Origin of the sequence: Angustibacter luteus (assembly GCF_039541115.1) — a bacterium.
Taxonomy (GTDB): Bacteria; Actinomycetota; Actinomycetes; order Actinomycetales; family Angustibacteraceae; genus Angustibacter; species Angustibacter luteus.
Map to the genome: position 1 here is coordinate 765,387 of NZ_BAABFP010000002.1, position 14,620 is coordinate 780,006.

The following is a 14,620-nucleotide window of genomic DNA, read 5'->3' on the forward strand; positions in this document are numbered from 1 at the left end:
AGCTCACACCAGCTCGGCGTACCCCGGCTTGATCACCGAGTTGATCAGCGCGAGCCGCTGGTCGAACGGCAGGAACGCGCTCTTCATCGCGTTCACCGTCACCCAGCGCAGGTCGTCCGCACCCCAGCCGACCTCGTCGACCAGTAGCTGCATCTCGCGCGACATCGACGTCCCGCTCATCAGCCGGTTGTCGGTGTTCAAGGTCACCCGGAAGCGCAGCCGGGCCAGCAACGCGATGGGGTGCGCGGCGATGGACGGCGCGGCGCCGGTCTGCACGTTGGACGACGGGGCCATCTCGAGCGGGATCCGCATGTCGCGCACGTACGCTGCGAGCCGGCCGAGCGTGACGTCCTCGACCCGGGCCGCAGCATCCGCCTGCGGGTCCGCGCCGTAGGGCCGGGACCCGACCCGCAGGTCGTCGACGATCCGGACGCCGTGACCGAGGCGGTCGGCGCCGCACCACTGAATGGCCTCCCAGATGCTCGGCAGCCCGAACGCCTCACCGGCGTGGATGGTGAAGTGCGCGTTCTCGCGGCGCAGGTACTCGAAGGCGTCCAGGTGCCGGGTGGGCGGGAAGCCCGCCTCGGCGCCCGCGATGTCGAAGCCGCACACCCCCAGGTCGCGGTACTGGACCGCGAGCCGGGCGATCTCACGGCTGTTCGCGGCGTGCCGCATGGCCGTGACCAGCGTGCCCACCTTGATCCGGTGGCCGGCCGCGGCCGCGGCGTGCTCGCCGTCCCGGAACCCCTCCAGCACTGCCTCGACCACCTCGGTCAGGCTCAGCCCGCCGACCAGGTGCTGCTCCGGCGCGAAGCGCACCTCGGCGTACACGACACCGTCGGCGGCCAGGTCCTGCGCGCACTCGCTGGCGACCCGCACCAGGGACTCGCGGGTCTGCATCACAGCGACCGTGTGGGCGAACGTCTCCAGGTAGCGCACCAGCGAGCCCGAGTCCGCGGCGTCCCGGAACCAGGCGCCCAGCTCACCCGCGTCGGTGGCCGGCAGCGCGTCGTACCCGGTCTCGCGGGCGATCTCGATGATCGTGGCCGGCCGCAGGCCGCCGTCCAGGTGGTCGTGCAGCAGCACCTTCGGCGCGCGCTGGACCAGGTCGGAGATCGCGGTGGGGGCATCGTCAGTGATGGGCACCCGCCGAGACTAGTGCCGCCAGCGCGCCGCCGAGGGCGAGCAGCAGGGTCGCGGTCACGACCGACCACAGCCGCAGCCACGGGGACGTCGACCCCGGCCCGTGCAGGTGACGCACGGATGCCGGGACGACCACCGCCGCGACGGCCGCGGCCAGCGCCGTGCAGCACAGCAGCAGGAGGACCACCAGGTGCAGGCGCTGGTGCGCGGCGGCCGCCAGCAGGGCCAGCGCGATCACCATCGTGGCCAGCGCCGTCCGCTGCCAGGCCAGGCCGGTGCGCTCGGGCTGCAGCCCGGGGTCCCGCACCGACGTCGTCCTCACAACGCTGCACCGATGGCGTACCCGGCGAGCAGCAGCGCCAGGGCGACGACCACCACGGCCAGGACGCCGAGCGTGCGAGGAGCGGGCAGGTGCTCACCACGCCGCAGGGAGCGCTCGACCCGGGCCCAGGACACCGCGGCCCGCACCGCCACCGCACCTCCGGTCAGGCAGGCCAGGGCGGCCAGGACGTCGAGCATCCGCGGCAGGTCCGCCAGCGTGGCCAGCGAGGTCAGCGCCACCCCGCCGGCGACCAGGGCCAGCGCCGTGCGCACCCACGCCAGCGCCGTCCGTTCGTTGGCGAGCGAGAAGCGCGGGTCCGGGTCCGTGCCCTCCCCGTAGACCCACCGCGGACGGCGCTCGTCGGCCGACATCCGCGGCCGTCAGTCCTCGTCGTCGCGGTGCGCCAGCTCGGGCGCGAACGCCGGCAGGCAGACGGCCACGTACTCAGCACCCTCGTCGCCGACGAGGTAGCGCACCCGCTCACCGGCGCGGGTGACCAGCGCCTGCCCGGCCCGGACGTCGGTCACGCCGCCCTCGTGCTCGACCTGGACGGCGCCCCGCAGCACGAGGGTGACCTCGTCGAAGTCCGGTGCCTGGGCGGGCTCGGACCAGCCCGGCGGCGCCGTCATGTGCGCGACCGAGACCGCGGACTCGCCGCTGGTCACGCGGCCGACGTACTCGTCGATCACCTTGCCGCCGGGGACGGGGATGCGGGTCGGGGCCTCGATCAGCTCTGGCATGTCGACGAGCCTAGACCCGTTGACCCTGGACCCGCCGCGCCTCACTCGGCGGCGATGCGCTCCACGACGAGCGGCAGCAGGTCGGGTCGCGAACCGTCCGGCGCGATGAACCAGCTGTCCTGCAACGCTTCCAGCGCCCGCTCGAACCGCTCGGGGGTATCGGTGTGCAGCGTCATCAGCGGCTCGCCGCCGCGCACCGGCGCCCCGGGCTTGACGTGCAGCTCGACGCCGGCGCCGGCCTGCACGACGTCCTCCTTGCGGGCCCGTCCTGCCCCCAGCCGCCACGCGGCGACGCCGACCTTCAGCGCGTCCAGCTGGGTCAGCACGCCCTCGGCCGGCGCGGTCACCACATGGGTCTCGCGAGCGCGCGGCAGCTCGGCGTCCGGGTCGCCGCCCTGCGCCGCGATCATCCGGCGCCACACGTCCATCGCCGAGCCGTCGCGGAGCTTCTCGGCCGGGTCCACGTCGTCGCGGCCCGCCGCGGCCAGCATCTCGCGGGCCAGGGCGAGCGTGAGCTCGACGACGTCGTCCGGGCCGCCACCGGCCAGCACCTCGACGGACTCGCGCACCTCCAGGGCGTTCCCGGCGGTCAGCCCGAGCGGGGTCTGCATGTTCGTCAGCAGGGCCACGGTGGTGACGCCGGCGTCGGTGCCCAGGTCGACCATGGTGCGAGCGAGCTCGCGGGCGTCGTCCACGGTCTTCATGAACGCGCCCGAGCCGACCTTGACGTCCAGCACCAGTGCGCCCGTGCCCTCGGCGATCTTCTTGCTCATGATGGAGCTCGCGATCAGCGGGATGGCCTCGACCGTGCCGGTGACGTCGCGCAGGGCGTAGAGCTTCTTGTCGGCCGGGGCCAGGCCGTCGCCGGCCGCGCAGATGACCGCGCCGACGTCCTCGAGCTGGGCCAGCATCTCGGCGTTGCTCATCCTCGCTCGCCAGCCGGGGATCGCCTCGAGCTTGTCGAGGGTGCCGCCGGTGTGCCCGAGCCCGCGCCCGGACAGCTGCGGCACCGCCACGCCGCAGGCGGCCACCAGCGGGGCCAGCGGCAGGGTGATCTTGTCGCCGACGCCGCCGGTGGAGTGCTTGTCGGCGGTCGGCCGGGACAGCGCGGAGAAGTCCATCCGCTCGCCGCTGGCGATCATGGCGGCGGTCCAGCGGCTGATCTCGCGCCGGTCCATGCCGTTCAGCAGGATCGCCATGGCCAGCGCGGACATCTGCTCGTCCGCGACCGCGCCCCGGGTGTAGGCGTCGACCACCCAGTCGATCTGCGCGTCGTCCAGGCCGTGGCCGTCGCGCTTGGCCCGGATCACGTCGACGGCATCGAAGGGTTCGCTCATGGGTCGATCCTCTCTGTTGCCGCGCGCGGCGTCACCAGCGGTTCGCCCCCGGCGTACAGCGCGCGTGCCAGCGGGGCTCCGGTTGTTGATCACGTGAAGTGGGCGAACATCCGCTTCTCGAGGCGAACAACCCTGGAGAAGCGGGCCCAGACCCACTGAACGTGATCAACAACCTGGGGGCAACGGGTCGGCGGGCGGGGTCGGCGGGCGGGGTCGGCGGGCGGGGTCGGCGGGCGGGGTCGGCGGGCCGGGGTCAGCGGGCGAGGTCGGGCGCGCCGAACGCATCGGGCAGGACGTCACTCATCGGCTTGATGCCGGACGACGTGTCCACCAGGCAGTCCGGGCCGCCGTTCTCCCAGAGCAGCTGGCGGCACCGACCACACGCCATCAGTGGGTCGCCGTTGCGGTCGACGCAGGCGACGGCGACCAGCCGGCCACCGCCGGTGACGTGCAGCTGGCTGACCATGCCGCACTCGGCGCACAGCGCGACGCCGTAGGCCGCGTTCTCGACGTTGCAGCCGACCACCACGCGACCGTCGTCCACCAGGCCGGCCACGCCCACCGGGAAGCCGGAGTACGGCGCGTAGGCGTGCGTCATGGCGTCCCGGGCGGCGGTACGCAGCGCGTCCCAGTCCACGTCCGGCCCGACCACGTCGGCCACCTCAGCCGCCCTCTCCGCGCCGGTACGGCAACCCGTCCGCCGCGGGCATCCGCAACCGCTGCGCCGACAGGCTCAGCACCAGCAGCGTCGCGACGTACGGCGTCATGCCGGTGAAGTCGTCCGGCACGGCGGTCGTGGTGGCGTACCAGACGAAGAGCCCGACCGCGCAGGCCGCCGCGACCAGGGTGCTGGCGACGTTCGCCCGGCGCAGGACCCGCCAGACCACGATGCCGAGCAGGATCAGCGCGAGCAGCAGCAGCAGCGCGTGCACGCTCTCGCCGCCGCGCCGCAGCTGCAGCGCGTCCGTGTAGCCGAACAGCGTCGAGCCGGCCAGCAGCCCGCCGGGCCGCCAGTTGCCGAAGATCATGGCGGCCAGACCGATGTAGCCTCGCCCACCGGTCTGCCCGTCCCGGTAGATGCTGGCGGCCACCTCGGCGAGGTAGACGCCGCCGAAGCCGGCGAACGCGCCCGAGGCGATCACCGCGGCGTACTTGTAGCGGTAGACGTTCACGCCGAGGGACTCGGCGGCCACCGGGCTCTCACCGCAGCTGCGCAGCCGCAGGCCGAACGCCGTGCGCCACAGGATGAAGAACGTCCCGATGACCAGGGCGAGCGCCAGGATCGTAAACAGCGAGACGTTGGTGGTCAGGCCGCGCACGACCCCCGCCAGGTCGGACACGAACAACCAGTGCTTGGCCTCGACGTCCTTCAGCCAGTCCGAGACGCCGGGCACGGTGAACGACGGCGGGCTGTCGATGTACGGCGACTGGGTCTTGCCGCCGCCGGGCTTGCCGACGAAGGCCAGACCCGACAGGTACTTGACCAGGCCGGCCGCCAGCAGGTTCAGCGCGACGCCGGACACGATGTGGTCGACCGTGAAGGTCACCGTCGCCACCGCGTGCAGCAGGCCGCCGAGCGCGCCGAACAGCACGCCGCACACCAGCCCGGCCCACGGGCCCCACTGGTAGCCGCCGAAGCCGGCGCCCCACGTGCCGAAGATCATCATGCCCTCGAGGCCGATGTTCACCACGCCCGCGCGCTCGGCCCACAGGCCACCGAGGCCGGCCATCGCGATCGGCACGGCGAGCACCAGGGTGGCCGACACGGTTCCGCTGGAGTCGATGTCGTTGGCGCCCGTGATGACCCGCACCAGCGACATCAGCACCATGCCGCCGGCGAGCGCCAGCAGCAGGGTCACCGGGGTGACCCGGCTGCGCTTGCGGCCGGACTCGGTGTGCGCGGGGACCGGTGCGCCTGCGGCCTCGGCGATGTCGATGCTCATGCCGTCACCTCCTGCGCCGCGGTGCCGGGACCGGCCGTGAGCTGTTCAGCCACCCGCCGTTGCTCGCGGGCCACGCCGTAGCGGCGGACCAGCTCGTAGGCCACGACGACGGCGAACGTGATGATGCCCTGCATCACCACGACGATCTCCGGCGCGACGCCGGCGATGATCTGCAGCGGGTTGCTGGAGGTGTTCAGGTAGGCGAAGAACAGCGCCGCGATCGCCACCCCGATCGGCGAGTTGCGGCCGACCAGGGCGATGGCGATGCCGGTGAAGCCGATGCCGGCCGGGAACGACAGGTCGTACTGGTAGGTCTTGCCGAGCAGCTCGGGCAGCCCCACCAACCCGGCGATCGCCCCGCTGAGGGCCATCGAGATGAGCACCATCCGCTTGACGTTGACGCCGCTGGCGACGGCGGCCGTCGCCGACCGGCCGGTCGCGCGCAGGTCGAAGCCGAACCGGGTGCGGCCCAGCAGGTACCAGTAGCCGAAGCCGACCAGGATCGCGACGAACACGAAGCCGTAGGTCTGCACCGGGACGTCGGGCACCAGGGTGATGCCGGGCATCCGACCGGACAACGGGATCTCCTTGGTGGAGATGTTGTTGCTGGCCGGTTCGCCCGAGGCGACCTTGCGCAGCAGGTAGGCCAGCAGGTAGCCGGCGATGGCGTTCAGCATGATCGTCGAGATGACCTCACTGACCCCGCGGCCGACCTTGAGCAGACCGGCGATCGACGCCCACGCGGCACCGACCACCATCGCGACGACGATGATCACCAGCAGGTGCAGCGGGCGCGGCAGGTCCAGCCAGGAGCCGACGACCGCGGCGGCGAACACGGCCATCCGGTACTGGCCGTCGACCCCGATGTTGAACAGGTTCATCCGGAAGCCGATGGCCACCGCGATCGCGGACAGGTAGTACGTCGTGCCCAGGTTGACCGTCTGGAGCAGCGTGCGGGTCATGGCGTGCGGCTGGCCGCTGCCGAAGATCAGGGTCTTCCAGGTCAGCCAGACCGGGTCGCCCGCGACCAGCAGGATCACGCTGGTGACCAGCACCGAGAACGCGACGGCCAGCAGCGGCGCGGCCAGGGCCAGGCCGATGCGGTTCAGGTCGAGCCTCTTCATGCCTGGTCCTCCTGGCCGTCCTGGCGGTCGCTCGCGTCGGCGCCGGTCATGGCGGAGCCGAGCTGCTCGGGGGTCACGTTCGCGGGGTCGAACTGGCCGACGAACCGGCCGCGCAGGATCACCTCGATCGTGTCGGACAGACCGATCAGCTCGTCCAGGTCCGCCGAGATCAGCAGGACGGCCAGCCCGGCCGAGCGGGCCGCCCGGATGTGCTCCCAGATCGCGGCCTGCGCGCCGACGTCGACGCCGCGGGTGGGGTGCGCGGCGAGCAGCACCACGGGCTCACCGGACAGCTCGCGACCGACGATGAGCTTCTGCTGGTTGCCACCGGACAGCGCGTGCGCCGTCACGTCGATGCCCGGCGTCCGGACGTCGAACTCGCGCACGATGCGCTCGGTGTCCGCGCGGGCCCCCGAGCGGTTGATCAGCGGCCCGCGGGACGACGGGGGCTGGGTCTGGTGACCGAGGATGCGGTTCTCCCACAGCGGGGCCTCCAGCATCAGTCCCTGCCGGTGCCGGTCCTCCGGGATGAAACCGATGCCGGACTCGCGGCGCCGCCGGGTGGACCAGTCGGTGATGTCCACCTCGCCGAGCGTGATCGCGCCGGTCTCGGGCAGCCGTAGGCCCATCAGCGCGTCCACCAGCTCACCCTGGCCGTTGCCCTCGACGCCGGCGATGCCCAGCACCTCGCCGCGGTGGATGGTGAAGTCGATGCCCTCCAGGACGGCGCGCTCGCCGACCCGCAGGGTGAGGTCGCGCACCGACAGCATCGGGACGTCGGTGACGGTCGACTCGCGGGTCTGCGGGCTGGGCAGCTCGCTGCCCACCATGAGCTCGGCCAGCTGCCGGGACGTCGTCTGCTGCGGGTCCACGGTCGCCACGGTCTCGCCGCGGCGCACCACGGTGATGTCGTCCGCGACCGACAGCACCTCGTCGAGCTTGTGCGAGATGAAGATGACGGTCAGGCCCTCGGACTTCAGCTCGCGCAGGTTGGCGAACAGCTCGTCGACCTCCTGCGGCACCAGCACCGCGGTGGGCTCGTCCAGGATCAGCGTGTTCGCCCCGCGGTAGAGCACCTTGAGGATCTCGACGCGCTGCCGGTCGCCCACGCCGAGCTCCTCGACGAGGACGTCGGGGTCGACGTCCAGGCCGTACGACCCGCTGATCTCCCGGATCTTCGCGCGGGCCCGGTCCCCGATGCCGAAGAGGCTCTCCGCGCCGAGGGCCACGTTCTCCAGCACCGTGAGGTTGTCGGCCAGCATGAAGTGCTGGTAGACCATGCCGATCCCGTGCGAGATGGCGTCGCTGGGCGAGCTGAAGACGACCGACTGACCGGCGACCTCGATGGTGCCCTCGTCGGGGCGCTGCACGCCGTACAGGATCTTCATCAGCGTCGACTTGCCGGCGCCGTTCTCGCCGACCACCGCGTGCACGGTGCCCTTGCGGACCTCGATGTTGACGTCGTGGTTGGCGACGACCCCCGGGAATCTCTTGGTGATCCCGGTCAGCCGGACGGCCAGGTCGCCGGCCGCGGCAGGCGGTGTCTGGGTGGCATCGGTTGCGGTGGACAGGACGTCCTCCTCGAGGTCTCGGGCACGTCATTGGCCCGGGCGGAAACGGGTCCGGGGCGACGCTACCGCGCCGCCCCGGACCGTGGTCAGGCGTTGAGCACGAGCACGTCCGAGGACGGGCCCGCGACGATCAGGTCACGGAGTGGTGGGAACCGTGATCTTGCCGTCGATGATGTCCTGCTTCGCCTTGTCGACGTCGGCCTTGATGTCGTCCACGTGGCCACCGGTGGTGGCGTAGTCGACGCCGCCCTTCTTCAGGTCGTAGACCTGGTCGCCACCCTTGACGGTGCCGTCCTGGTTCGCCTTGATGAAGTCGAACACGGCCACGTCGACCTTCTTGAGCATCGACGAGATGATGACGTCGCGGACGCTCGCGTCAGCGGTCAGGGCCTGGTCGGAGTCGACCCCGATGGCCGAGGCGCCGGCAGCCTTGCACGCCTCGAACACGCCGCCACCGGAACCGCCGGCCGCCGCGTAGATGACGTCAGCGCCAGCGTCGAGCTGACCCTGCGCGGCCGTCTTGCCCTTGGCCGGGTCGGAGAAGCCCGAGAAGTCCGGCGGCTGGGTCAGGTACTTGACCTGGATCTTGATGTCCGGGTTGACCGACTTGGCCCCGGCGACGTAGCCGGCCTCGAACTTCTGGATCAGCGGCACCTGGACGCCACCGATGAAGCCGATGTTGCCGGACTTGGACTTCTTCGCGGCGATGACGCCGACCAGGTACGAGCCCTCGTTCTCGGCGAACAGCAGGCTGGTTACGTTGGCGGGGGTCTTGTCGCCCTTGGCGCTGTCCACGATCGCGAACTTGGCGTCCGGGAACTCCGCGGCGACCTTGTCGACCGCACCGGCGTACGCGAAGCCGACCGCGACGACCGGGTTGTAGCCGGCCTGGGCCAGCGTGCGCAGACGGTCCTCCTTGGCGGACTCGGACTCACCGGTGGTGGCCTCGGCCTCCTGGGCGGTGACGCCGAGGTCCGACTTGGCCTTGTCCAGACCGGCGGCGGCGGCGTCGTTGAACGACTGGTCGCCACGGCCGCCGATGTCGTACGCGAGACCGACCTTCAGGGCGCTCTTGGTGCTCGAGCTGGTGCTGCCGCTCGAGCTGGTGTCATCGCTGCTGCCGCACGCGGCCAGAGCGAGTGCGGCCACCGAGGTGACAGCAACGATCTTCATCACCCGACGCAAGGGTGTCTCCTTCATTCAATGCCTCGTGGAGGTGACCACTGGAGGCGGGGATGGTGGAGCCGATACCTGGTGGACCACCCGGCTCAACTCGCAGGGATGCTACCTGGGCTGGCTGGGTGCTGTCCGCCTCAGACGGTGCAGTATCCGAACTGTTACCGGGTGGTCACGTCGTCAAGTGTTGACGTGGACCGGCTCGCGTCGTCCAGCGCGCCGAGCCCCGCGCGAGCGAGCAGCTGCGCCCCGACCGGGACGGCGGCGTCGTCGACGCGAAGGTTGCCCTGGTGCAGGTCGAATGTCGGACCGCCGGGGGTTCGGGTGCCCAACCGGGCCATCGCGCCGGGCACCGACTCCAGGTACCAGGCGAAGTCCTCGCCGCCCAGGCTCTGCTCGGTGCCGACCAGCGCGCCGGCCCCGACCACCTGGCCGGCCGCGGCGGCCAGCCGCCGGGCGGCCCGCGGGTCGTTGACCACCGGCGGGACGCCGCGCACGTGCTCGACCTCGGGGGTCACGCCGTACGGTGCGACGACGGCGCGCACCACCTCGTTCACGATGTCCTGAGCGGCCGCCCAGGCGCGGATGTCGAGCACTCGAAGCGTGCCCTCGACCTCACCGAACGCCGGGATCACGTTGGCCGCCGAGCCCGCGCCGATGCGGCCCCAGACCATGCTGGCGCCGGCCCGCGGGTCCAGCCGGCGCGACAGCGCGGCCGGCACCTCGGTGACGACCTTCGCGAGCGCGAAGGTGAGGTCCTGGGTGAGGTGCGGCCGGGACGTGTGCCCGCCCTTGCCGCGCAGCCGCACGGTCACCTGGTCCGTCGCCGCGGTGATCGGGCCCTCGCGCAGCCCGATCGTCCCGACGTCGATCGAGGGGTCGCAGTGCAACGCGAAGATGCTTCGGACGTCGTCCAGCACCCCGTGCGCGACCAGGTCGAGCGCTCCGCCGGGCATGACCTCCTCGGCGGGCTGGAACAGCAGCCGGACCCGGCCGGGCAGCGGGCTCACGCGGTGCTGCTCGGCCAGCGCCAGGCCGGCGCCGAGCAGCGCGGCGGTGTGCACGTCGTGACCGCAGGCGTGCGCCACGCCGTCCACGGTGGAGCGCCACGGGTCGGTGGTCTCGTCCTCCAGCGGGAGCGCGTCCAGGTCGGCCCGCAGGGCGACGACGGGGCCGTCCGAGTCCGGGTGGCCGACCTCGGCGACCAGCCCGCTGCGCGGCAGCCCCTGGACGGCGATGCCGGCCTTCTCCAGCCGGGTGGCGACGACGTCGCAGGTCCGCACCTCCAGCCAGGACGGCTCGGGGTGGGCGTGCAGGTCACGCCGGACGTCGACCAGCTCGGTGGCGAGGTCCGCCACGATCTGGGATGTCGAGAGCGCAGAGTGCTGGGCGTCGGGAGTCACGATGTGTCCAGGTTAGTTCAGAAGGCGTCGCGCGGGACGTACGTCCCCCACACCTCCCGGAGCGCGTGGCAGACCTCGCCCACCGTGGCCCGGGCGGCGAGGGCGTCGCGCAGCGGGTACACCACGTTGTCGGCACCTCGGGCCGCGGCCTGAACCGCGGCCAGCGCCGCGTCGACGGCCGGCTGGTCGCGCTCGGCGCGCAGGGTGGCCAGCCGGGCGGCCTGCTCGGCCTCGATGGCCGGGTCGACGCGCAGCGGCTCGTACGGGTCCTCGACGTCGACGGTGAACCGGTTGACGCCCACGATCACCCGGTCACCGGAGTCGATCTGCTGGGTGACCTGGTACGCCGATCGCTCGATCTCGGACTTCTGGAAGCCCTCCTCGATGGCCGCCACCGCACCCCCGCGGTCCTCGACGGCCTGGATCAGGTCGCGGGCGGCGGCCTCGATCTCGTCCGTCATCGCCTCGATCACGTAGGAACCGGCGAACGGGTCGACCGTCTTGGTCACGTCCGTCTCGTACGCGATCACCTGCTGGGTGCGCAGCGCGAGCCGGGCCGCCTTCGCGGTCGGCAGCGCGATCGCCTCGTCGTAGGAGTTGGTGTGCAGGCTCTGCGTCCCGCCGAGCACCGCGCCGAGGCCCTGCAGTGCGACCCGCACCAGGTTGACCTCGGGCTGCTGGGCGGTGAGCTGCACACCGGCGGTCTGGGTGTGGAAGCGCAGCATCAGCGACTTGGGGTTCGTGGCGCCGAACTCGTCGCGCATGATCTGCGCCCAGATCCGGCGGGCGGCCCGGAACTTGGCCACCTCCTCCAGGAACGTCGTCCGGGCCACGAAGAAGAACGACAGCCGCGGCGCGAAGTCGTCGACGTCCAGCCCGGCGTCCAGCGCCGCCTGCACGTACGCCTTGGCGTTGGCCAGCGTGAACGCGATCTCCTGCACGGGCGTGGCCCCGGCCTCGGCCATGTGGTAGCCGCTGATCGAGATGGTGTTCCAGCGCGGAAGCTCCTGGCGGCAGTAGGCGAACGTGTCCGCGATGAGCCGCAGCGACTCGGCCGGCGGGAAGATGTACGTGCCGCGCGCGATGTACTCCTTGAGCACGTCGTTCTGGATGGTCCCGGTGAGCTTGCCGGGGTCGACACCGTGCTCGGCCGCGACCAGCTGGTAGAGCAGCAGCAGCACCGAACCGGGCGCGTTGATGGTCATGGACGTCGAGACCTCGTCGAGCGGGATGCCGTCGAACAGCAGCCGCATGTCGTCGATCGAGTCGATGGCGACCCCGACCTTGCCGACCTCGCCGTGCGCGATCGGGTCGTCGGAGTCGTAGCCCATCTGGGTCGGCAGGTCGAACGCGACGCTCAGCCCGCCGGTGCCCGCCGCGACCAGCTGGTGGTAGCGCTCGTTGGACTCCTTGGCGGTGCCGAACCCGGCGTACTGGCGCATGGTCCAGGGCCGGCCGGTGTACATGTTCGGGTAGACACCCCGGGTGTACGGGTACTGACCCGGTTCGCCCAGCTGCTGCTCGGCGTCCCAGTCCTGCAGCGTCTGCGGTCCGTACAGCGGATGCAGGGGCAGGCCGGACTCGGTGACGGATTCACTCACCCGGGCAGGGTATCGACGCGGGCCCGCCTCGGCCCGGCCTCGTGTCCGACCTCACACCCCCGACCGCAGATAGCGGGATATCCGGGGTTTTGGGACGCGAATGAGCCCGAAGAGCGGGCTATCTGCGCGGGGACGGGGTCAGAGGAGGTCGGTGCGGCCGGCGGCCGTGAGCCGGTCGACCACGCCCTTGACCTGCTGGGCGTGCGAGCGGGCCGCCACCAGCACCGCGTCCGGGGTGTCCACCACGACCACGTCGTGCAGCCCGATCAGCGCCACGACCCGGCCGGACGTCGTCACCACCACCCCCGTGGAGTCGGTGGCCAGCAGCTCGCCGTCCCCGATGACCTGCAGGTCGCCCGCCGGGAGCACCGTGCCGAGCGAGTCGAAGTCCCCCACGTCGTCCCAGCCAAAGGCCCCCGGCACCACGGCCACCCGTCCGGCGGCCGCCGCGGGCTCGGCCACCGCGTAGTCCACGGCCACCTTCTCGAGCTGCGGCCAGACCTCGTCGAGCACCCGCTGGCGGTCCGGGCCGTCCCAGGCGGCGCCGAGCACCCGCAGCCCCTCCGCCAGCGCCGGCCGGTACTCGGCGAGCAGGTCGAGCAGCACGGACGCCCGCGCCACGAACATCCCGGCGTTCCACCGGTAGCCCTGCGCGACGTACCCGGCGGCGGTCTCGGCGTCCGGCTTCTCGACGAACTCGGCGACGGCGAGCGCCGACGGCGCGTCCGGGACGTCGAGCGCCGCCCCCGCGCGGATGTAGCCGAAGCCGGTGGCCGGGTGGGTCGGGGTGATGCCGATGGTGACGAGGAGCCCGGTGCGGGCCACCGCGACGGCCTCGCCGACGGCGGCGGCGAACGCGGCGGCGTCGGCGATCACGTGGTCGGCCGCGAACGAGCCGATGACCGCCTGCGGGTCCCGGGCGTGCACGACGGCGGCGGCCAGGCCGATCGCGGCGGCGGAGTCACGCGGCGAGGGCTCGGCCAGCAGGTCGTCCAGGTCGAGCCCGGGCAGCTGACGCGCCACGGCACCGGCGTGCCCCGCACCGGTCACCACGCACACCCGGGCGGCGACGTCGTCCAGCCGGTCCCAGGTCTGCTGCAGCAGGGTGCGTCCGGTGCCGGTCAGGTCGAGCAGGAACTTGGGCTGGGCGCGGCGCGAGAGCGGCCAGAGCCGCGTCCCGGCACCGCCGGCGGGCACCACGGCGGTCAGGTCGGCGATCACCCCGGTGACGCTATCGAACCCGGCCGCGGCGCCGGAGCCACTCTGAGGGGTTGGTCACACCCAGCCATCCCGGTGCGGCCCCAGCGGCCCCACGTCACTACAGTGACCACGTCGTGGACGTCGCCGTCCCCCGCCTCCAGCGCCATCTCAGCAGCCGTGCGGGTCGACGCGTCACCCTCCCGCCAGGCGAAAGGGAACGTCGTGCCCAAGGCACCCGCAGGCACCCTCTACCGGGGCCGCGAGGGGATGTGGTCGTGGGTCGCCCACCGGGTGACCGGCGTGCTGATCTTCTTCTTCCTCTTCGCGCACGTGCTGGACACCGCGCTCGTGCGGGTGTCCCCCGAGGCGTACAACGACGTCATCGGGACGTACAAGAACCCGATCGTGGGGCTCGGTGAGGCCGGGCTGGTCGCCGCGATCATCTTCCACGCGTTCAACGGCGTGCGGATCATGCTGGTCGACTTCTGGTCCCAGGGCCCGCGCTACCAGCGGCAGATGCTCTGGGTCGTCATCGGCGCCTGGGTGCTGCTGTTCGCGCCGTTCGCCGTCCGCCACCTGATGCACGTCTTCGGCTGAGGGAGCTGACATGACGACCCTCGACGCGCCCCGCGCCCCGTTCCGCCGCAGCCGCGCCACCCGCAGCAACTTCGAGCTCTACTCGTGGCTCTTCATGCGCGGGTCGGGCGTGGTGCTGATCGCGCTGGTCTTCGGCCACCTGTTCGTGAACCTGGTCGCCGGCGACGGCATCAAGGCCATCGACTTCGCGTTCGTCGGCGGCAAGTGGTCCAGCCCGTTCTGGCAGACCTGGGACCTGCTGATGCTGTGGCTCGCCGAGCTGCACGGCGTCAACGGGGTCCGCACCGTGATCAACGACTACGCGGAGAAGGACAGCACCCGCATCGTGCTGAAGACCCTGCTGCTGGTCAGCGCCGCCGTGGTGCTGGTGCTCGGCACCTTGGTCATCTTCACGTTCGACCCGTGCCCGGTGGGCGAGCCCGCCAACCTGCTCCCGTCGTTCTGCACCCAGTAAAGGCAGGCA

The 14,620-nt window shown here is 72.0% G+C and carries 15 protein-coding genes; 2 read left to right on the forward strand and 13 right to left on the reverse strand.

The window, feature by feature from the left end; genetic code table 11:
* Positions 1-3: 3 nt before the first annotated feature.
* The 13 genes from ABEB17_RS03625 to ABEB17_RS03685 all read right to left on the reverse strand — a co-directional run bounded on the left by ABEB17_RS03625 (position 4) and on the right by ABEB17_RS03685 (position 13,581).
* Positions 4-1,146, reverse strand: coding sequence for an adenosine deaminase (locus ABEB17_RS03625; RefSeq protein ID WP_345715208.1), 1,143 nt, complete (start codon positions 1,144-1,146; stop codon positions 4-6).
* Complete coding sequence (locus tag ABEB17_RS03630; protein WP_345715209.1) at positions 1,133-1,450, reverse strand: DUF202 domain-containing protein; 318 nt, start codon at positions 1,448-1,450, stop codon at positions 1,133-1,135. The genes ABEB17_RS03625 and ABEB17_RS03630 overlap by 14 nt, the downstream gene beginning before the upstream one ends.
* A gap of 11 nt (positions 1,451-1,461) precedes the next feature.
* Complete coding sequence (locus ABEB17_RS03635) at positions 1,462-1,836, reverse strand: YidH family protein (protein WP_345715210.1); 375 nt, start codon at positions 1,834-1,836, stop codon at positions 1,462-1,464.
* A 9-nt stretch (positions 1,837-1,845) separates the two neighbouring features.
* Positions 1,846-2,205, reverse strand: a complete 360-nt coding sequence (locus tag ABEB17_RS03640) for a cupin domain-containing protein (protein ID WP_345715211.1) — start codon at positions 2,203-2,205, stop codon at positions 1,846-1,848.
* A 41-nt stretch (positions 2,206-2,246) separates the two neighbouring features.
* A complete protein-coding gene (locus ABEB17_RS03645) occupies positions 2,247-3,542 on the reverse strand; it encodes a thymidine phosphorylase (protein WP_345715212.1) in 1,296 nt (431 codons plus the stop codon).
* A 253-nt stretch (positions 3,543-3,795) separates the two neighbouring features.
* Positions 3,796-4,140, reverse strand: coding sequence for a cytidine deaminase (locus ABEB17_RS03650; protein WP_345715795.1), 345 nt, complete (start codon positions 4,138-4,140; stop codon positions 3,796-3,798).
* A 64-nt stretch (positions 4,141-4,204) separates the two neighbouring features.
* Entirely contained in the window at positions 4,205-5,485 is a 1,281-nt protein-coding gene (locus tag ABEB17_RS03655; protein WP_345715213.1) for an ABC transporter permease, read from the reverse strand.
* On the reverse strand, positions 5,482-6,609 hold the full coding sequence (locus ABEB17_RS03660; RefSeq protein WP_345715214.1) for an ABC transporter permease: 1,128 nt from the start codon (positions 6,607-6,609) through the stop codon (positions 5,482-5,484). Before ABEB17_RS03660 ends, ABEB17_RS03655 begins: the two co-directional genes overlap by 4 nt.
* Positions 6,606-8,180: an ABC transporter ATP-binding protein gene (locus ABEB17_RS03665; RefSeq protein ID WP_378227083.1), complete on the reverse strand. Its 1,575-nt coding sequence runs from the start codon at positions 8,178-8,180 to the stop codon at positions 6,606-6,608. Before ABEB17_RS03665 ends, ABEB17_RS03660 begins: the two co-directional genes overlap by 4 nt.
* 135 nt (positions 8,181-8,315) lie before the next feature.
* Entirely contained in the window at positions 8,316-9,365 is a 1,050-nt protein-coding gene (locus tag ABEB17_RS03670; protein ID WP_425551680.1) for a BMP family lipoprotein, read from the reverse strand.
* Positions 9,366-9,517: 152 nt separating this feature from the next.
* Positions 9,518-10,759 (reverse strand): amidohydrolase, encoded by a 1,242-nt coding sequence (locus tag ABEB17_RS03675; RefSeq protein ID WP_345715216.1) that lies wholly within the window; start codon positions 10,757-10,759, stop codon positions 9,518-9,520.
* A 17-nt stretch (positions 10,760-10,776) separates the two neighbouring features.
* Positions 10,777-12,360, reverse strand: coding sequence for an acyl-CoA mutase large subunit family protein (locus tag ABEB17_RS03680; RefSeq protein ID WP_345715217.1), 1,584 nt, complete (start codon positions 12,358-12,360; stop codon positions 10,777-10,779).
* Between the two features lie 138 nt (positions 12,361-12,498).
* Positions 12,499-13,581 (reverse strand): mannose-1-phosphate guanylyltransferase, encoded by a 1,083-nt coding sequence (locus ABEB17_RS03685; protein WP_345715219.1) that lies wholly within the window; start codon positions 13,579-13,581, stop codon positions 12,499-12,501.
* 201 nt (positions 13,582-13,782) lie between these two features.
* Between ABEB17_RS03685 and sdhC the strand changes: the two genes are divergently transcribed.
* Both sdhC and ABEB17_RS03695 read left to right on the forward strand, forming a co-directional pair.
* Positions 13,783-14,157 carry a succinate dehydrogenase, cytochrome b556 subunit gene (gene sdhC, locus ABEB17_RS03690; protein WP_345715220.1) on the forward strand — a complete coding sequence of 125 codons (375 nt, stop codon included), beginning with the start codon at positions 13,783-13,785 and terminating at the stop codon, positions 14,155-14,157.
* Between the two features lie 10 nt (positions 14,158-14,167).
* Positions 14,168-14,611, forward strand: a complete 444-nt coding sequence (locus ABEB17_RS03695) for a succinate dehydrogenase hydrophobic membrane anchor subunit (protein ID WP_345715221.1) — start codon at positions 14,168-14,170, stop codon at positions 14,609-14,611.
* Positions 14,612-14,620: the final 9 nt, after the last annotated feature.